The organism is Pedobacter cryoconitis (genome assembly GCF_014200595.1).
Taxonomy (GTDB): Bacteria; Bacteroidota; Bacteroidia; order Sphingobacteriales; family Sphingobacteriaceae; genus Pedobacter; species Pedobacter cryoconitis_C.
Map to the genome: position 1 here is coordinate 126,793 of NZ_JACHCG010000006.1, position 19,955 is coordinate 146,747.

17 protein-coding genes are annotated in these 19,955 nt (G+C 40.3%); 8 read left to right on the plus strand and 9 right to left on the minus strand.

Features of this window, described 5'->3' with window-relative positions:
* The first annotated feature begins 47 nt into the window (after positions 1–47).
* Positions 48–644: a GNAT family N-acetyltransferase gene (locus HDE70_RS25040; protein ID WP_183868545.1), complete on the plus strand. Its 597-nt coding sequence runs from the start codon at positions 48–50 to the stop codon at positions 642–644.
* Positions 645–706: 62 nt separating this feature from the next.
* Here the strand turns inward: HDE70_RS25040 and HDE70_RS25045 are convergent, their stop codons facing one another.
* The 4 genes from HDE70_RS25045 to HDE70_RS25060 are packed head-to-tail and all read right to left on the minus strand — an operon-like array spanning position 707 to position 3,561.
* Complete coding sequence (locus HDE70_RS25045; protein ID WP_260162094.1) at positions 707–1,675, minus strand: DUF5777 family beta-barrel protein; 969 nt, start codon at positions 1,673–1,675, stop codon at positions 707–709.
* A gap of 37 nt (positions 1,676–1,712) precedes the next feature.
* Positions 1,713–2,264 (minus strand): YceI family protein, encoded by a 552-nt coding sequence (locus HDE70_RS25050; protein WP_183892175.1) that lies wholly within the window; start codon positions 2,262–2,264, stop codon positions 1,713–1,715.
* Positions 2,265–2,318: 54 nt separating this feature from the next.
* Positions 2,319–2,675 (minus strand): c-type cytochrome, encoded by a 357-nt coding sequence (locus HDE70_RS25055; RefSeq protein ID WP_183868551.1) that lies wholly within the window; start codon positions 2,673–2,675, stop codon positions 2,319–2,321.
* A 10-nt stretch (positions 2,676–2,685) separates the two neighbouring features.
* Positions 2,686–3,561 (minus strand): hypothetical protein, encoded by an 876-nt coding sequence (locus tag HDE70_RS25060; RefSeq protein ID WP_221270708.1) that lies wholly within the window; start codon positions 3,559–3,561, stop codon positions 2,686–2,688.
* Between the two features lie 222 nt (positions 3,562–3,783).
* On the opposite strand from HDE70_RS25060, the gene HDE70_RS25065 reads away from it, so the two are divergent.
* Positions 3,784–4,374 carry an RNA polymerase sigma factor gene (locus tag HDE70_RS25065; protein ID WP_183868553.1) on the plus strand — a complete coding sequence of 197 codons (591 nt, stop codon included), beginning with the start codon at positions 3,784–3,786 and terminating at the stop codon, positions 4,372–4,374.
* A gap of 43 nt (positions 4,375–4,417) precedes the next feature.
* Positions 4,418–5,719, plus strand: a complete 1,302-nt coding sequence (locus tag HDE70_RS25070) for a hypothetical protein (protein WP_183892176.1) — start codon at positions 4,418–4,420, stop codon at positions 5,717–5,719.
* A gap of 28 nt (positions 5,720–5,747) precedes the next feature.
* Here the strand turns inward: HDE70_RS25070 and HDE70_RS25075 are convergent, their stop codons facing one another.
* The 5 genes from HDE70_RS25075 to HDE70_RS25095 form a co-directional block, all read right to left on the minus strand.
* A complete protein-coding gene (locus HDE70_RS25075; RefSeq protein WP_183868559.1) occupies positions 5,748–6,662 on the minus strand; it encodes a metallophosphoesterase family protein in 915 nt (304 codons plus the stop codon).
* 73 nt (positions 6,663–6,735) lie between these two features.
* Positions 6,736–8,541, minus strand: a complete 1,806-nt coding sequence (locus HDE70_RS25080; protein WP_183892177.1) for a RagB/SusD family nutrient uptake outer membrane protein — start codon at positions 8,539–8,541, stop codon at positions 6,736–6,738.
* A gap of 4 nt (positions 8,542–8,545) precedes the next feature.
* On the minus strand, positions 8,546–11,968 hold the full coding sequence (locus HDE70_RS25085; RefSeq protein ID WP_221302124.1) for a TonB-dependent receptor: 3,423 nt from the start codon (positions 11,966–11,968) through the stop codon (positions 8,546–8,548).
* A 259-nt stretch (positions 11,969–12,227) separates the two neighbouring features.
* Complete coding sequence (locus tag HDE70_RS25090) at positions 12,228–13,367, minus strand: FecR family protein (protein WP_183868563.1); 1,140 nt, start codon at positions 13,365–13,367, stop codon at positions 12,228–12,230.
* Positions 13,368–13,457: 90 nt separating this feature from the next.
* A complete protein-coding gene (locus tag HDE70_RS25095) occupies positions 13,458–14,036 on the minus strand; it encodes an RNA polymerase sigma factor (protein ID WP_183892178.1) in 579 nt (192 codons plus the stop codon).
* A 260-nt stretch (positions 14,037–14,296) separates the two neighbouring features.
* On the opposite strand from HDE70_RS25095, the gene serC reads away from it, so the two are divergent.
* The 5 genes from serC to fucP all read left to right on the plus strand — a co-directional run bounded on the left by serC (position 14,297) and on the right by fucP (position 19,926).
* A complete protein-coding gene (serC, locus tag HDE70_RS25100) occupies positions 14,297–15,394 on the plus strand; it encodes a 3-phosphoserine/phosphohydroxythreonine transaminase (protein WP_221302125.1) in 1,098 nt (365 codons plus the stop codon).
* A complete protein-coding gene (locus HDE70_RS25105) occupies positions 15,381–16,556 on the plus strand; it encodes a DUF1015 family protein (protein WP_183892179.1) in 1,176 nt (391 codons plus the stop codon). Before serC ends, HDE70_RS25105 begins: the two co-directional genes overlap by 14 nt.
* Before the next feature lie 183 nt (positions 16,557–16,739).
* A complete protein-coding gene (locus tag HDE70_RS25110; protein WP_183868569.1) occupies positions 16,740–17,345 on the plus strand; it encodes a GNAT family N-acetyltransferase in 606 nt (201 codons plus the stop codon).
* A 15-nt stretch (positions 17,346–17,360) separates the two neighbouring features.
* Positions 17,361–18,488 (plus strand): M20 family metallo-hydrolase, encoded by a 1,128-nt coding sequence (locus HDE70_RS25115; RefSeq protein ID WP_183892180.1) that lies wholly within the window; start codon positions 17,361–17,363, stop codon positions 18,486–18,488.
* Positions 18,489–18,681: 193 nt separating this feature from the next.
* Positions 18,682–19,926: an L-fucose:H+ symporter permease gene (gene fucP, locus HDE70_RS25120; protein ID WP_183868573.1), complete on the plus strand. Its 1,245-nt coding sequence runs from the start codon at positions 18,682–18,684 to the stop codon at positions 19,924–19,926.
* Positions 19,927–19,955: the final 29 nt, after the last annotated feature.

Sequence of the window (19,955 nt, forward strand, 5' to 3'; positions counted from 1 at the left end):
TTTTAAATTGTTTACAGCATCCCAAAGAAAAATTATTACCTTAAGGTATGAGCGAATTACTGAAAGAAACTACTGTTATATTAGAGAATGAACGTGCTTTAATCCGCCCGCTTAGTCCAGCTGACCATGAACATTTACTGCCTTTTTCATTGAATGAACCTGAAATATGGCACTATTCCTTATCACGTCCGGATAGTGCTGAAAGTCTGACTGCGTATATCAAAGCGGCGATGGATGATAGGGAAAAAGGCAATTCTTATCCTTTTATTATTTTTGATAAGCAAACCAATAGTTATGCTGGTTCTACACGGTATTATGATATACAGCCAACTTATAAAACACTGCTCATGGGGTACACCTGGTATGGTGGTGATTTCCAGGGGACAGGGCTCAATAAAAATTGCAAATATCTTTTATTAAAGTATGCCTTTGAAGACCTGGGGATGGAAAGAGTTGAATTCAGGGCAGACAATAGCAACCACAGAAGTCTTGCTGCGATGAAAAGTATCGGCTGTAAACTTGAAGGCGTACTTCGTAACCATATGCCTGATGGGCATGGTGGCAGACGGGATAGTGCTATTCTCAGTATTTTGAGAAAAGAGTGGTTTGATTTTGTGAAAGCAAACCTGGAAGAGAAGTTGTAAAATTAAAATAGATTTTATGTGATCATTCAGGATGACCACATAAAATCTGAAAAGATTACAGCCTATATTTTCTCTTTTTTGTCCTTATTAAAAGAGAATCTTCTGGCAATACTGAAGCCCCAGCGATATTGTCCTTTTAACCAGGAACTGGTTGTCTGAGAGATATACTGCATCTCTTCTATAGCTGCGGCATTGGTGAAGTTCAGATGAAAAACGTGACCGCCTGTTTCAATTTCCAAGCCTACTCCCAGAGGATTATAAAACTTTACTCCACTGGTTTGTTCCAGATAAGCTTTGTCATCTTTGTTCCGGAACGGAAGAAAATAATCGACCACAATAGCCATTCGCTTACTGATTTTAGCTCTTGCACCTGCACCAACTGCAAAAAGATTATTCTGATCTCTAAAGGCAGTAAAGTTTTTATGCAGGTAAGTTGGCGTAAGGCTGAAGGAGAAATTTGAATTGAACTTCCTCGCCAGGATAACCTGGCTGACAAAATTCATCCGGTCGCTGAATTTGTGGTAAGCGGTAGCGGCAGCAGGATCATCACTGGCCTTAACTGCGGCAATCGTATTACTTCCAAATAAAGTAACCGCAAAAGGGATATAATCGTCCGTGGTCTGTTCCAGTAACCTGTATTTTATACTCCCTTCGTATAACTGTTGGACGTCTGTTGCACCTTTTGCCCTGGCCAGACCAATGCTCAGCCGGTCGGTGAGCCCATAATCAAAACCAATCCGCACATCAGTGGAATTGTCCAGTCCAAAAAACTGTTTTAATCCACCGTTGCTGCCTGCGATATCTCCAAAGCGGTGATCGACTTTAAATTCCAGTTCATTTTTATGGATCGTTTCGTTGGTGTGTCCGTTAATTAGTTTAGTGTCTTTAAATGTAGCAAACACTTTTTCATGAACCGGGTTCGTATTGGTCAGTTCTTTCTCCAGGTCTTGTCCAAAACCACGAAGTCCGCTGAGAATAAATCCTATCAGCAGCAGGTTTTTCCGGAATAACATTAATCGTTTTTGTATCATTTTATACTGTTTTTCTTAAGTGGTCGGTTGATGAGAATCAGGATGGTTTTTTAGGTTGATATACTGCTGATAAACGTACTTCTACGAATTCAGCAATGTTCTTGAAAACCAGGGAAGGCACTTTGATATTGTGATCCTCGATTTTCACTTTAAAGGTTGTTTTTGCCGTAATTACTCCCTGAGCAATCGCCAGGGTTACTTTACCTTGATAGGGTTTGATAACTCCATGGATATCCAGATTTCCTGCTACAGAAACGGTATAATTGCCGTCTTTACTGAGGTCAATATCATCAGTGATTTTTCCGCTGAATTTAGAAAATGGAAATTTGTCACTTTCCATGTAGTTCTCATTAAAGTGCTCTTGCATCAGTTTTTTTGGGAACTGAAAAGAGGTGTTGCTGACTTTAAAAATGAGTTCTTTAGTTTTGGCGTTGATTACAGAGCTGGCTGTATTGCTTTTCCCTTCTATGTCTTCCATGACTGTGCTGGAAAAGAAAGAAACGGATGCATTTTTACTGACTAAAATATCCTGAGCGCGGGTATGAATTGCGAAAAAGCAAATGCAGAGCAGGAGTAATACCCTTTTCATTAGATAGTATGTTTTCATTGAATAGTATGATTTCATATGGCGATGATTAAATAATTATTGGAGCATACCCTGGTCAAACCAGTCTTTGATAGATTGAAGTTCTGCGGCGGAGAGTGTTCCTCCGATGGGCATGGTTTTGCTGACTAAAACAGCTTGTTTAATTTTGTCTGCACTGCCAGTAACGGAGGTATATCCGTTAAAACTCCAGGCAGCAGATGCTCTTTTACCAGGCGCATGACATCCGGCACATCTGGCCTGAAATAACGGTTGCAGTACTTCGGCATAAGAAACCTTAGTACCGGGTTTTTCCGGTACCACAGGTTTAGGTTCATCAGCCTGGTTTTTTGAACAGGCTGATAAAATTAATAACGTCATCATGATCGTCATCACAGGATAGGTGAATTTTGACATAGGGGTTAGTTTAAGGTGTTAATGCAATTGTGTTTACAGTAAGAATTGGCCAAAGACCTGCGCCTACACTGACTCCTTTAGTGTCACCGCGTTTAGCATCCGGGCCGAAGTAATAAAGTGGATGGCCTTTGTAGGTCAATTGTTTTTTACCCGCAGCTGTAATCTGTACAAACATATCTTTCTTGATTACTGAGGGTACATTCAGAACAGCTGATTCATAGATAGGCCAGGTGCCATTGTTACTTAAATCGGCTTTGGTATAAGTATTCAGGTTAAACTTATCAGGTGCAAATGCGTACAAGGTTCTGCCGGCTGCATCGGTCAGGTATTGGCTAATCCCTGTACCTTCTTTTTCATCAGCAGTATAATTTTTACCGTCAACACCTACCAGCTGGTTGTTCGCGAACATCACTGAGTAATCCGGTTTAGCAACAAACCAGGTTCCGCCTGAGCCATCTCCATTTACATCTCCTTTATTTGCATCTCCAGAGAAATAATATAAAGGCCATCCTTTATAAACAGTTTGTTTTTTGCCATCCGCACGCGTAATGGTACTGATATCGGTTGCTGTAATTCCTGTAGGGGCAGTTTCGTTCCCGGCATAATAAGGCATCCACGTAAGCGCACAACCACCTGAACAGCCTGATGTACCATTGGCATCAATCGCAAAAGCATAAAGTGATTTTCCGTTGGCATCGGTCAGGATACTGCCAAATTTTGCATCATTGGTCAGTGCAAGGCTTGACGGGGTTGGTGCGGTGACTGGTGGGTTGCCGTAAGGATCTTGTCCACCAGGTGTGGAGTCGTTGTTTTTTGAACAGGCCGAGAGCATAACTATCAATGTTAAACTGCAAAGAGCCATCCCTTTTCTTAAAGATAAATTCATGGTTGTTGAGGATAAATGTTAATAATATTTTTGATTATTGCGGTTACGGCGAACAAGAGCTAAAGGTTGTGTGGGATAGCAAAAAAATATTGTGAATAAAAATAATTGGCTGTGCTACAGCTTTTTATGTGTAAAATCAAATTTTCTTATTACGTTTGGCAACCTTTCGTCTATAAGCAACGTATTGGTAGGAAAATGGCGCAGGTTAAATTATAAGAATAGGTGCAAAGTATCATTATCGGGTGCATCAATAAGGAAAGGTCAAGTCAGTATTTACTCTATAAAGAATTTTATAGTTATTGCATGGCTATATGCCGTCGGTACGCTTTAAATGATTTTGACGCTGCCGAAGTATTAAATGATGGATTCCTGAAAGTTTTTACACATATAGAAAAATATGATCCTGAAAAACCCTTTAAACCATGGCTTGCGCGCATTATTACAAACACGGCGATTGATCATTACCGGATGAACCTGAAGTTTTCGGATCATGATGACGTAGATGATCATGAGGAAATTGGCCAGGCTGCCTCGGTTTATGAACAACTGGCTTATAAAGATTTACTGGTTTTAGTCCAGACACTTTCCCCGGCTTATCGTACTGTATTTAACTTATATGCTATTGATGGTTATTCGCATGAAGAAATAGCCAGTCTCTTAAAAATATCAACAGGAACATCTAAATCTAACCTATTTAAAGCACGACAACAGTTAAGAGAAAAACTCATGGTCTTGAATGTAAACAAGCCAGCAGAAGGAACTGCCGATTTACAACAGATTGAGGGAAGGATCATTGGGTATAATGGAAAATAAATCTGGTTTTAACAATGAAATGCAAAGAAAATAATAAATACTGATGAATGAAGATAACGATATAGATCAGCTATTTAGAGATAGGTTAAGTGATCCTGAGATCCCTTTCAATGAAATGAACTGGGAAAAGATGGAACGCAAGCTTGATGGGGGGAAGAAAAAAAGAGTAATTCCATTATGGGTGTATACTGCATGCGGTATTGCCGCTGTATTGTTGATCTCTTTATATTTGGTTTTCCTTGCTCCTGTAAGTCCGGATCAGCAGATCGTTAAAGATCCGTTAACGAATCGTGTGGTGAAACCAGGAAAAGAGGTTGTTCCTTTGACTACTGTGGATTCATTGAAAGCACAGGGCATGGAAATACCGGGCACGGAGAAACCAATTTTGGCGCTGCCAACTACAGGGGAATCTATAAGTATTCAAAATATATATACCGCTGAAAACACTGGCAAAATAAGCACTTCGTCATTGGCTGGACCGGGGAATACGTTTCCTATATTGAATTCTTCAGCAACGGTATTAAATCCTGTATTAACCCCTGTAACCACTATTGCTGCGACTACTCCATCAAAACCTGCTATTCCAGCAGTGGAAACAGACAGCGCTATACTAGCCAGAAAAGCCAATGCTTTAGCGCACAGTAAAGATCCGTTTGAAAGAGTTGAAGCCTCAGATATTGCACGCAGTGTAAAAAATAAAATGGAGAAAGCCTTGCAGCCACAAAATGATTTAATATTAAGTGCAATGGCTGCGCCTGATATGTCTTTTGCGAAGTCAAGTAAACCCTCTAAAGTAAGTTCTAATCTGGGCGTGCTGGCTACTTATGCTTTTACGCCGAAGATCAGTATGACTTCAGGAGCGATTTATTCGCGGAAGTTCTACAATTCGGGTGGGGGAGCATCCTGGGGCAACAACGGTTATGTACCGGGCTCAGACTGGCAGGTGAGTGCAGATTGTAACGTACTGGATATCCCATTGAATGTAAACTATAAGATCTTTAACAAGAAAAAACTATCAGTAAGCTTGAATACCGGGCTTTCCAGTTATTTTATGCTGAAAGAAAAGTATCAATTTACAACTGGGCAGGGAGCAGCAGAAAAAGTTACAAACCTGGAAATCGATAACCAGAATCAGCATCTTTTTGGAATCGCGAATGTGTCAGTTAGTTTTGACCATCAGCTAACCCCATCAGTTAGTGTAGGTGTACAACCTTTTGCAAAGTTACCATTAACAGGAATCGGATATGGAGATGCCAGTTTAAAATCAGCAGGTGTATCTTTCTCTTTGAATATCGGTTTATTTCCGGCTAAAAAACCGGGAAAATACGCAGCTGTCCGGTACTAGACAACTGCGTATGCGGCCTGTGATTTAATTAGATCTTTGTGGTGATATATTTATTTTCCAGCGTACCATCATCATATAATTTGATAATGGCATATCCCGGAGGCGTTTCCTGATAATAATAAGGCTGTGCAGACTTTTCATCTCCTTTACCCCACCAGAAACCACTCATTGCACCATTACAATAATATTCTACACCATTATACCAGGCTCTGTCCAGCAAATGCTGATGACCGCTCAGGCATACTTTAACTTTGTCTTTGTACTTGTAAAATAATTTCTTGAGTTCTTTGTGATCACCATGCTGTCCGCCTTCCCAGGTATTGGTTACTGTTAATACCGGGTAATGCGACATCAATAAAACCGGTGTATCCGGGGCAAGTTGTTCCAGCTCGTTTTCCAGCCATTTGAACTGCTGTTCATCGAGTGAAGTATTTTTATTATTACCATCCAGTATAATAAAATGCCATCCGTTTTTAGAAAAACTATAATAGCGGTTCGGGATTTTTAATCTTTTGACTACATAGTCTTTTCCATACATCTCATCCTCTTTAGAAGGCGCTGCCCACCAGGTATCGTGATTTCCAATACAGCTGTGTAATTCATAACCTGAAATCTGGCTGATGCATTTATCCCAAACTGCCCACTGTTCTATAACCTGTTCACGTTTGATATTGTCATAATCGGCGGCATGAATACTATCACCGCCATTGAGAAAGAAATCTACTTTTAAGTTTTTGATTTCCTGAAGGCATTTTTCAAATCTGCTGGTCGCATCTTCGAATTGTCTGATATGCACATCAGTAATGTGTGCTACAGTTAAGACTAATTTTCTTTTTGGCGCATTTGAGGTTTCAGCACTAATGGTGGCAGCTTCAGCGGCTTTTCCGAAAGCCAGTCCCAAAGCAGCAAGCGGGATAGTTTTTAATAAGCTTCTTCTTTTCATTGTATAGTTATTTTTATAAGGGCCTGTTTAAACTAAACAGGCCCGATGATTTTAAATGATTGTTATCAAACGATTACCAGCCCTTAGGTTGTACCAGTTTTGGATTTAGTAATACTTGTTGAAAGGGGATCGGGAAATAGTAATATTTAGCTTCGTTAAATGATCTTGGCGTATTCACGTTTTCCGGAAACATAATAAATCCTGAAGTCTGATTACTCAGATAAAAACTATTGCTGTTCAGGTAATACATCACCAGGTTTGCCTTTACAGCAGCTGGAACACCTGCAAGCGGATCCGTTTTTTCAGGAGATTCCAGAATTGCAATATCTTCAACGCCATCACCAGTCACATCCATTGCACCTAATTTCGCCACATAAATCCCCTGAGTAGGTCTTTCTAATAACTGACCGGCTTTCCATCTTAATAAATCATTGAAACGGAAGCCCTCACAAGCCAGCTCTACATTACGTTCCCGGCGTATTTCAAGTAAAACCCCTTTATTTCCACTGGAAACATGTGGATACATATTCACCAGAACAGGATCTGGGTTCGCATTTGCCAGGCTCATATTTAAAGGCGATACACCAGCACGGTTACGCAGCAGATTGATAGTCTGATCCAGATCGCCCTGTGTGATACTACCGAGTTCTGCTTTGGCTTCTGCATTAATCAGCAGCGTTTCTGCGTATCGGAAAATTGGTAAATCTGAATATTCCGTATATACTTTAGTATTGGGATCTATTGCATAGAATTTGATTTGCGGATAGCCTCCAAAGGTAGGTCTGATCAGATTTGGTCTGCCTAAAGTTGTAGAGAATCCCGGAGGCATAATCGTTACGGCCATCCTTGGGTCACGGTTATTAAAAACTTCAGTATAAGTTTTGGTATTCCAGCCCGGGCTGGAAGTAAAAGGAGTACCATCTGCCATCAGATAAGTATCAGCCATAGATTTACTGATAGACCACTGCCAGTCAAAAACATAATGTGTATCGTTAGAGCGGTTTAAAGCCTGGTCGAAATCACGGTAAAAAAGTATTTCCTTATTGGAGCCCAAATCTGCACTGGTAAATATCTTTTGATAATCTTCTCCTTTTTTACCCGTATTGTAGATAGAGAAACCTCCGCTCATGATTTCTTTAGAAGCTGAAACCGCTCTTTCCAGAAATGGGGTTGCACTGGCCTGGAGCCCCAGTTCATCATGATATTTTCGGAAAGTACCTTCATAAAGACAGAATCTGGAAAGCATAGCCAGCGCAGCCCATTTCGTGATTCTTGATTTAGTCCCATCAGCCTTCACATGGCTAACAGCATATTCAAGATCTGCACGGATAGAATCTGCTACGAGTGCGCGCGGATCTTGTTTTTTATAAAGTGCAGCTTCATCAGTCGCCTCCAGTACGGTCGTATAATAAGGAACATCACCATATCTTTTCAGCATCTCAAAATAGAAATCGGCCCTGTAAAAACGGGCGATACCGGTGAAATGTGCTACAGTTGCCTGATCTCCCTGAACATCCTGAAGGTTATTGAGCATATAGTTTATTCTGCGCAGGTTTTCCCAGTTCCAGGATTTAGGAGTCACTGTGGTTGCACTGATTTTCCCTCTGATCATGTTGTCAATTTCACTACCACCCAGGTAAACGGAGAGATTATCTGAAAACACATCATTTTTTCTCTCCATCACATCATTCAGTGCAGTGATCCCTGTCATTTCATAAAAACCATTACTGTAGGTTTCCAGATCGGCAGTAGTTTTAAAAAAATACTTAGGGTTAATTGAGGTTTGCGGCTCTCTTTCCAGGAAGTTCTTTTTACAACCTGTGAGTATAGTTATTGCGAGTACTACAATAACCAGCGGGGTATAATATCTTGATAACATCTGATTAAAAATTAAGGTTCATGCCAAATGAATAAGTACGTTGAAAGGGATAAATATTCCCCTGTAATCCTTCCGGATCCAGCTTTACCTTCAGTTTAGAATATTCAAAAAGATTCTCTCCACTCACATAGAAATGGACATTATCCAGCTTGAGTTTCTTCAATATGCTTTTAGGAAGCGTATAGCCAATGGTTATATTTTTAACCCTTAAATAAGCCGCATTTTGCAGATATCTGGTGTTAGGGATACCCAGTTCTTCTCCTGTATCTTCTGCCGAATAAGCTTTGACCCTTGGGAAGTAGGCATTTGGAGTTTCAGGTGACCAGTGATCCATATTCTGGGTCGTCACATTCGTCCAGGGTTGTGCATAAATACCCCAGAAATAAATATTACTTCCCTCTGCATACCAGTCTCTTTTGGCTACACCTTGTATAAATACTCTGACATCAAATCCTTTCCATGCAGCGGATAAATCAACACTATAAGGAAGACGGATCTGGCTGTTTCCGATCTTATAAAGATCTCCCGGATTATTTACCGTTTTATCTCCAAAATCTACTTTTCCATCACCATTGCGGTCTTTGAATTTAATATCACCTACAAAATACTGATAACGCTGATCGTCCGTACCCACAGCAGTCTGGTTCGCATGGTTTTTTAACTCTTCTGCATTCTGGAAAAATCCTTCAGTTTCCAATCCCCAGATTTCGCCAATCTCCATTCCTTCATAATAATTGCTTTTACCATCGCTTTTTCTGCCAAATGATTTGGTTGGGTTATCAAAGCGGGTAATATAGGCGCGGCTATCGCTTAAAGCGAAGGTCGCATTATAAGATAGTGGTGATCCTCCAACCTGAACTACATCTCTCCAGCTCAACTTAATCTCCCAGCCTTTGGTTTTCAAATCCGCAGAGTTGGCTGTAGGGGAGGCTGTTCCGAACACGCCCGGTAATAATTTTCCGGGAACAAGCATGTTTTTCGTGTACCTGGTATATTTATCAAGGTTCAATTCCAGTTTATTCTTGAAAAAGGTCAGGTCTGCACCGGCATTGATGGTAGAAACCTTTTCCCAGGTGAAATTACTGGAGATAGCCAGTGGTGGATTCACGTAATTAGGTTGCTTGCCATCTAAGATCTGACCGTTCTTTTTACTGTCCATTAAAGCCAGGTAATCATATTCGTTCACAGAAGCCTGGTTGCCGAGTACACCATAAGAACCTCTGAACTTGAATTGGTTCATTCCGATAGCTTCTTTTACAGGTTTGAAAAATGATTCTTCAGAAATTAACCATCCTGCGGATGCAGAAGGCACAAAAGCCCATCTTTGACCAGGGGCAAAACGGGAAGAACCGTCATAACGTCCGTTAAATTCAAGCAGATATTTTTCTTTGAAATTGTAATTCAGCCGGTAAAAAATCCCCTGTACAGCCCATTCTCCGATTCTCTCGGTAATGGTTTGGTCACCAGTAGCTAAATTTACAGAAGGAATAGCAGTGGAGATTAGCGATTTCCGGGAAGCATAGAAATTGGTATTGATATAATGCTCCTGGTTATAACCTAAAAGCCCTGAAATAAAATGATTGCCCAGTTTTTTATGTGCTTCTGTATATAAATTGACTACATCATATTTGATATTAATGTTCCGGTTGGATGCACTGGAAGTTGAATTTAACGGAGGTGCTAAATTTGGCCCTGTTTTGTAAGCTACAGGAATATCGTAAGCCCTGACCAGTGTATCGACCCTTCTGAAAGTTGCATCACCTTTTAAACTCCATACATCTTTAATTAAAGAAGCATCGAAAGAAAATGTCGTTTGAACAGTGTGGTTGGTAATATTTTTTCTGCCGCCTTCTTTAACCGCACCCAGTGAACCTGCTCCCGCAGCTGTCCATGAACCATCTGGATTTTTAGGGATGTCAGTTATATTGCTCCGGTTAATCGCCTGAAAATAAGTCTGATCGTCCAGTATGGTCGGTGCCTGGTAAGTACCTGCACTAAACATCGTGTTGTTGGCAATGTTTAACCATTTTGTAACGTTCATATCTACTTTGCCCCGCATGTTATACAGGTTGTTTTTCTCTTTGGCATCACGCGCAATTCCATTCTGGCTAAAGTAATTTGCAGACAGGTAATAGCTTAGCTTATCCGCTTTTTGAGAGAGCGTTACACCTGCGTTATAGGTCGCTGCGGTTTTATTATAACCTTCTCTCAACCAGTCTGTATTACCGATGTAAAACCATTTGGTGGGATCACTGGGATCGAGCATTATATTGGGCAGGGAAGGGTCTAAAGAACGTAAACGGGCAGCTTCAATTAATTTTGCGTTATAAGCAGGATTGTATAGTGGAAATGCTGCCTCATTTTTCATTTGCAGTACTGTATAAGGATCGGTTACTACTTCGGGTAATTTGCCGATTGTTCTGATGCCTGTATAAGTATTCACGCTTACATTCAGTTTGCTGCTTTTTGCAGATTTTGTGGTGATCAATACGACACCAAAAGCGGCTCTTGAACCATATATCGCCGCAGATGCCGCATCTTTCAGGACAGAAATACTTTCTACATCAGCGGAGTTTAACATTAAGAGTTCTGAAGCGGAGAAAGGTACATTGTCAACTAAAATCAGCGGGCTTCCACCGTTTAAAGAGGTATAACCCCGGATATTAAACTCGGGTGCAGTACCAGCTTTTCCATTGGCAATAGAAATATTCAGGTTAGGGATCAGCCCTTGCAAACCTTGTCCAAGATTCGCGATAGGCCTGTTTTCCAGTTGTTTGGAAGTAATAGCATCTACAGCTCCTGTCAGGTTAGCTTTTTTCTGTTTACCATATCCAACTACTACTACCTCAGTTAAATCTGCCAGCACTGGTAATAAAGTAATGTTCATACTACCCGATTGCGTAACCGGTATTTCCTGAGATTTATAGCCTAAATAAGTGAAAATCAGTATTGCATCCGTATTGGGTACTTTAAATTGGAAATTTCCATTCTCATCTGTTTTATACCAGGTTTTTGAGCCTTTGATCTGGATAGAAACAGAAGGCAATGGCAAACCTTTTTCATCTATGATCTTTCCTCTGACCTCAATATCTTTAAAAAGGCTGATCACCTTATTGATCAGGGAAATTGATAGTGGTTTAATCACAATAGTATTCGCTTCAACAGCATAAGTTAATTGCTGGCCTGAGAGACATGTTTTCATGACCTCATCAATAGAAGCATGCTTAAAATTGGCGTCGATGAATTTGCCGGCCTGTAACTTGTCCTGCTCCCAAAGCACATTGTAACCTGTTTGTTTTCTGATCTCCCTGAAAATATACTTGATCGCTACATTTTTTTTGGTGAAAGTGAGGTTCTGGGCATTGCTGCTGGCTGCCGCCTGCAACAGGAACGTAATCATTAAAACTGTAGTAAGTTTAACGCTCATTATTAATTGTCTTTTAAACGCCTGATCAAGACCTGGAATACCGGGTAACTTAACTGGCGAAAATTTGGCAAAGCAGGTACTTAACCTGCGAAAAAAAATAGTATAAATTGTATACATTTGATCGTTTGTTGTGGGTTTTGAATATGCTATCGTGGTTTATTTATTTAACCTCAATAAATCATGCGGTTTACGCCGCATTCCGGTCAGTGATGTTTGCAGCATCACTGACTTTTTTATTGGAGATTATATCCTGTATGGTCTATTTGACGACTATAATCTTCCTCCCTTCTATTTTAAAATGTACTGATCCTGTTAATTCAAGCGTTTTTAAGATTTGTGAGACTTTCCCAAATCTGGATACGGTACCACTGAAATGTTTTTGACGCAGGTCTGCCTGCTGGAAATCAACTTGAACATCATACCAGCGTTCTACCTTTTTCATGATGTTTTCCAGGTCTTCATCATTAAACATAAAAAGGCCGTCTTTCCAGGCTAATGCCTCTTCTATATCAACCGGGATAACTTTAATGTGATTGTTAGCAATGGCTTGCTGCCCGGGTTTTAATACTTGCTCCTGGTTGTTTGCCGTTAAGGATACCTTTACACTTCCCTCAGCAAGCGTTGTTTTACTTTGGCGTTCATCTGCATAGGCACTGACGTTAAAATGAGTACCCAGCACTTCTATTTTTTGCTGTTCACTTTTCACAATAAAGGGCATGTGCTTGTTTTTCGCTACCTCGAAATAGGCTTCCCCTTTCAGAATAACCTGGCGTTGAAGACCACTGAACCTGGCGGGGAAACTTAAGGAAGAAGCTGCATTTAACCATACTTTGGTTCCATCAGGCAAATTAACCTGATACTGACCACCTTTAGGGGTTTCAATGGTATTCAGCAGTGCTTGTGTTTTAAGAGCTGCGGCCTGATTATCCTGTATAGTATAAACGAGCTGACCAGTAGTTGTTTTAGTAATGACACAGCCGGATTGTTTGGCAATCTGCCCGTTAACCGCGTCATCGAGTACAATTTTTGAACCGTCTGCTAAAGTTAAAAGGGCCTTGTTGCCACCGGGATTAATATCTGTTTTGGTGAAATCTGCTGCTCCATTTTGTGGAATAGGACTGGTTGACCTGGTTCCAAAATACAGTGCTGTAGTAAGTAGTAAGATAGCAGCTGCTGCATAGCTGTAAATACGCTGTCTGGATAAACTTTTTTTATGATTTTCTGTGGTGATCTTTGCCCAGATCTGCTGCTCCATATCCTGATCATCGGGTTCTTCAATTTCCTCTTGCGCATTTGCAGTCTCATTCAGATACCAGCTTTCCACGATGGCCTTCTCTTCCGCTGTGCAATCGCCCTTCAGGTATTTCGCTATTAATTTTTTCGCTCTTTCGTTTTCCATGGTACCGCCGGTTTAACAGCTCATATAGGGTTAAGAACGTTTGCTCAAAGCTTGGTAGTAGAGGAAATGGAAAAATAATTCAGCAGTTGCTTAAAGATGAAAAAACAGCAGCATTGCAGTGAGTGCACCTAACCTTAAACGCAGAATTTTAATTGCGTTGTTCATCTGTTTTTTTACTGTTTTATCGGAGATATCCATTCGGAAGGCGATCTCTTTATGGGATAAATTTACTTTACGGCTCAATTCAAAGACTTCCCGCATTTTGGCAGGTAGTTTTGCAATCTCCTTTTCAATATGGCTGGCCAGTTCGCGGTTGCGTACCAGATGATCTGTGATATTTGTTCCTTCATCGATGAATTTTTCCAGGGAATTCATATATTTTTCTTTCACCTTTCCGCGCTCAAATAATTTAAGCATACTATTTCTGACTGAGGCATAAAGGAAAGACGATAAGGAAGTATGTAAATCTAAAGTGCCGGATTTAGACCAGACCATCACAAAGACGTCCTGAATAACATCTCTTGCTTCTTCTTCATTTTGCAATATTTTCCGGGAATAGCGATATAATAAATTCCAGTATCTTTTATAGATTTCTGCGTAGGCATGATGATCGCGATCTCTTAAAAGCGCAAGTAATTCATCGTCTGAAAGCGAATCATAAGTGACCATTAACCCATTCTTATATTTGGAACAAAACAACCGTTAATTCTTGAATATACGATTCTTTGTTTATTATTATTTTGTTAAATCTGTAACCACCGGATATAAAACATTATTTTGCTTTACAGGCATTGTTTTGTTGATTCGCAATTTTTTATTCTGAAAATCAGCTAATAATCAGTTTATTTATCTTTAATCCAAGTCCGGAACGATATCAAGCAATCTTTGTTGCATCTTTAAGAGTTTCTTAAACCAAATATAAATTAAAGATGACGATCCAGATTAAACATAATTTTGGGGCGGGGCCGTGTATCCTCCCTGCCAGCGTATTGGAACAAGCTGCCGAAGCAGTAAAAAACTGGGATAACAGTGGACTGTCTATCCTTGAAGTTTCCCACCGCTCTCCAAAATTCGAAGAAGTAATGCGCAAAACAGAAGAATTGGTAAGAGAACTTCTGGAAGTACCAGAAGATTATGCAGTACTGTTTTTACAAGGTGGGGCGAGTACACAATTCTCGATGATCCCACAAAATTTCTTACAGAAACATCAGAAAGCAGCTTATCTCGATGCTGGCTTATTCGGGCATAAATCTATTAAAGAGGCGAAATATTTTGGGCAGGTAGAGGTCGTTGGCTCTTCGGCCGGTGACAATTATTCCAAAGTACCTGAAATTGGGGAGGTCAGTAAAGATACTGCCTATTTTCACTGTACGTCCAATAATACTATTGAGGGGACAGAAATGTTCGAATTTCCTGATTTAGGTGTACCGCTGATCTGCGATATGTCTTCTGATATTTTTAGCCGGGTAATTCCGATCAGCCAGTTTGACCTGGTTTATGCTGGCGCACAGAAAAATATGGGCCCGGCAGGAATGACGCTGGTTTTAGTGAAAAATGAATTACTCGATACAGTGGAACATGCGGTTCCTTCGATGTCAGATTACCGGATTTACCGTGATAATCAAAGTATGTTCAATACACCACCTGTATATTCTATTTATGTGGCTATGTTAAACCTGCAATGGTTAAAAGCCAATGGTGGAGTTGCAGCAATTGAAAAAGAAAATATAGCTAAAGCTGCTTTATTATATGCAGAAATCGAGAGAAATCCGCTGTTTTTTGGAATGGCTGATCAGGCACACCGTTCCAGGGTTAATGTTTGTTTTAAAATGCATGACCTGTCCAGGGAAGAAGATTTTCTGTCTTTTGCCGCAGAAAGGGGGATGGTAGGTATCAAAGGCTACCGGACAGCCGGAGGTTTCAGGGCTTCACTTTACAATGCGTTAAGGCTGGACGCTGTAAAAGCACTGGTCGCTTGTATGCAGGATTACGAGAAACACAGTTTATTATCATATGGCAACAATTAGGCCTTTCGTAGCCTTAAGGCCTCAGGAAGTTTATTTAGATAAAATGTTAACCCTCAAAGCTTCTCCCTGTAATGGGGGGAGCAATGGGTTCATTGCCAGGATGCTGGATAGCGGACATCCTGAAAATAAAGAACTGACCAACGCGCATCTGCTGGCAAATCTGAAAAGAATGCTGCTTAAAGGTGATTTTTACCAGGAAGAGCATCCTTGTATTTTTATTTATGAAATCACAAAAGGCAGCCATACCCAAACAGGAGTCTGGGCGGTTACTGATCTGGATGATTTTGACCGCGGACATATCAAGACTCATGAATCTACCCTGAATTGTAATTCCTATAGTTTAATGAACTACCGGAATGAAGTAGGGCTGGAAGGAGATCCCCTATTGTTAACTTACCGGCCCAACCGGACAATCAGTTCGCTGCTGAACCAGATTAAGCAGGCAGAAGCCAGCTCTGTTTATTATTCCAATAAGATTTTTCACAGAATATGGCGGGTTTATGATTTAAAGACGATTCGCCAGCTAAGTTTATGCTTTTCAGAGTTACAGCATGTATATCTTGCAGATGGTCATCATCGCCTGGTGGCAGCGGCTAAATGCAGGAATATTGAATCTAAAACTTTAGTAGAGGCAAGGAATTTTAATTATATCTCTTCTTTTTATCTTTCCAGTGATCAATTGAGTATCAAAGGATCTCACCGGGTAATTATTCCGGCTGATGATATTTATATCGATCAGGTATTCCGGACATTGAAGAAGATGTTTTCTGTCACTAAATCACCACGAAATGAACCTGTAATCCCTTTAAACCCACGTGAATTTGGGCTGTTTATGGAAGAAAAATGGTACAGAATGGTTTATAAGCTGGTGGATAAAAATGTGATACCAGATGCTTGTCTGTTACAGCAAAAGGTATTTGAGCCTTTATTTAACATTGAAAATCCTGAAACTGATACGCAGTTAATTGCTGTAGGTGGCGCTGATGCATTGAGCGAACTTCAGCAGATTTTAGCAGAAAACCCTTCGGCTATTGCTTTCACACTGGCTGTGATGAATGCAGATCAGTTGATGGATATTGCACAGCAGGGAATTGTTCTGCCTCCAAAATCTACGTGGATAGAGCCGAAAGTCCCTTTTGGTTTATTGTTAAGGAAATTGTAGCCTGCCTCAGGTTTTACCTTATTAAAATGAAAATAAACCTTTCCATTTCGGAAAGGTTTAGGTACTGGTTTCTTCAGTCTGAAAAATATAATCCCACTTTAAAGTGCTTTAAAAACTATTTGTCAGGAATTGTCCGCCCGGGCATATCATTTGGGTTTAGGTTTCTAAAAAATTCAGACTAAAATGGAGAATCAAATGATATTTGTGCGTGTTGCCACATTAAATGATATCAGATATGCCGATGAAATAGTTAAAGAAACCGAGGCCTCGGCAATTATCAGAGGGTCGGGAATTGCTAAACGTACTCCTGAATCAATAGCGCAAAAAATGCGTGATGGTAAAGCTGTTGTCGCTGTGACCAGCAGCGGACAGTGGGTAGGTTTCGCTTATTTTCAAGCCTATGAAAACAATAAATTCGTTTCCAACTCTGGTTTAATTGTTTCTCCTGCATTCAGGAATTCCGGCGTAGCCAAAGCAATTAAAGAAAGAGTTTTTAAGCTGTCCCGAAGGATGTATCCGGAGGCAAAAATTATCAGTATTACCTCAGGTGCAGCGATCATGAAAATGAACTCTGCCCTGGGGTTTGAGCCCGTTACCTTTGCTGATATTACCCATGATGAATTCTTTTGGGAGGGCTGTAAAAGCTGCGTAAACTATGACATTCTGGAAGGTAAGAAAAAATGTAACTGTTTGTGTACAGCTATGTTATTCGATCCCGAAAAAGAGCAGGCAGATACTATTCCTGCCGAAGTATTGAGACATTTTCCTATGTATTTTTTCAGAAGCTAATTAATCTTTGTATTTATGAAAACAGATTTTGAATACCAAACTGATCAGGATTCTTTCTTTCCATATCAAGTAGAATCCTTTGAATTATTAAAAAAGTTAATTTCAACCCCTTCTTTTAGCGGACAGGAACAAGTGACCGCAAACTTAATTGAATCATTTCTCCAGGATAACTATGTGTTTACTTTAAGAAAGCATAACAATATATGGTGTTATAATCTTCATTTTGACCATAACAAGCCTACCATTTTGTTGAATTCACACCATGATACGGTTCGGCCTACAGCGGCTTATACGAAAGATCCTTTTGAACCTGTTGTTGGTGATGGCAAGTTATATGGTTTAGGAAGTAATGATGCCGGAGGCGCATTGGTCTCGCTGATTGCGACTTTTCTTCATTTCTTTAAAAGAAGAGATTTGCCTTTTAATATTTGTTTAGCGGCAACGGCCGAAGAAGAGAATTCTGGTGAAAAAGGGCTTAAATCTATCTTAGATGATCTGCTTCCTGTTTCCTTTGCTATTGTCGGAGAGCCTACCAATATGCAAATGGCCATTGCAGAAAAGGGTTCAATGGTTTTGGATTGTACTGCTTTTGGACGTTCCGGACATGCAGCCCGCGAAGAGGGAGACAATGCGATTTACAGAGCGTTAAAAGATATTCAGTGGTTTTCTTCTTATGTGTTTCCTATTGAATCCAGGGTGATGGGCCCTGTGAAAATGACCGTTACCGAGGTAAATGCTGGTATACAACATAATATTATTCCTGCGGAATGTAAGTTCACGGTAGATGTCCGGTTAACAGATGCCTATACCGAAAAAGAACTTTTACATATTATTCAAAATCATACTTTCTGTGAGTTTACGGTTCGTCCGGGAGTATTGAAGCCTTCTTGTATCAACCAGCTTCATCCGATCGTTAAAACCGGGCTTTCTATTGGCAGGGCAGCTTATATTTCTCCAACAAGTTCTGATCAGGGCTGGCTGGATATGCCTTCGGTTAAAATGGGGCCTGGTGAATCTGCCCGTTCTCATACAGCAGACGAGTTTATTTACCTCGAAGAGATTAAAGAGGGGATGGATATTTATGTGCAATTACTGGAATCTTTATTCCCTTACCTGGTGAATAACCCGGAAGCTAAAAATTAATAAAAACTTTCATTAGTGCTTTTTACTGGCCCTGGTATTTTAAATACCGGGGCTTTTCTGTTTATATTACCTTCAGATTCATGCACATGTTAAAATAGCTTAATAACTGGATAAACAGGTATTGCTTTTTTTGATGAAAAGATCCTTTCTTTAACCTAACCAATATAAACCAAAAACGTATAAAACGATTAGAATGAGAAAGAATCAATTTGCTGTAGTGCTGATCATCTCCCTGTTTTTTTTGTGGGGCTTCGCACTTAATTTAAATCCTATCCTTATCCCTCATTTAAAGAAAGCATGTCAGCTTTCTGATACACAATCTGCATTTATAGACTCTGCTTCTTATATCGCTTATTTCCTGCTGGCAATTCCTGCTGGTAAATTCATGAAAAGGTTTGGCTATAAAGGGGGGATTGTATTAGGTTTATTGTTATTTGCTACAGGGGCATTTCTTTTTTATCCAGCAGCAGTCACCAGGTCTTATGTATTCTTTTTAATTGCACTTTTTATTATAGCCAGCGGACTCGCTTTCCTGGAAACTGCCGCTAATCCCTATATTACAGTACTGGGGGATGAAAAAGGCGCGACACAACGTTTGAACTTTGCACAATCTTTCAATGGCCTTGCCTCTACGCTCGCACCATTTTTAGGGGGGATGTTTATTCTCTCCGGGCAAACACTGGATGCAAAAGCAGAAGCTGCAATGAGTCCGGAACAGCTGAATACTTATTTAAACCATGAAGCCTCTTCTGTTAAAATACCATTTTTAATTATCGGAGCGGTGGTCTTATTGGTTGCTGTTTTTCTGATCAGAACCCCATTACCAGAAATTGAAGATCGTGAAGGAGATTCAGACAGCGGTGGCTCTTTATTAAAGGAGAAAAACCTGATGCTTGGGGTAACTGCCCAGTTTTTTTATGTTGGCGCACAGGTTTGTGTAGCAAGTTTTTTTATCCGGTTCTCTGCACAAGTGGCGGGAATCGCTGAGAAATCGGCCGCATTATATCTTTCTGGTGCATTGCTTGGATTTATGGCCGGCCGTTTTATAGGAACTTTCTTAATGCAGTATATTTCTCCTTCCAAACTTCTGGCAATTTATAGCGTAATTAACATTGCCTTGATTTTTGCTGCGGTAACCACTACGGGTATGACAGCGGTCTATGCTTTATTAGGCGTTGAGTTCTTTATGTCTATTATGTTCCCGACTATATTCTCGCTGAGTATCCGCGGACTGGGTTCCAGAATGAAAGAAGGTTCTTCTCTGGTGATTATGGCTATTGTCGGGGGAGCAGTATTTCCTGTGATCATGGGTAAGGTATCCGATATGACCAATATCCATACAGCTTATATTGTACCAGCGGCGTGTTTTGCAGTCGTTCTATATTTCGCACTGACTAACCTGAAAGTAAAGAAAATCAAATTGACCACGGCACATTAATATTTGATCACTATATATTAAATTAGAGC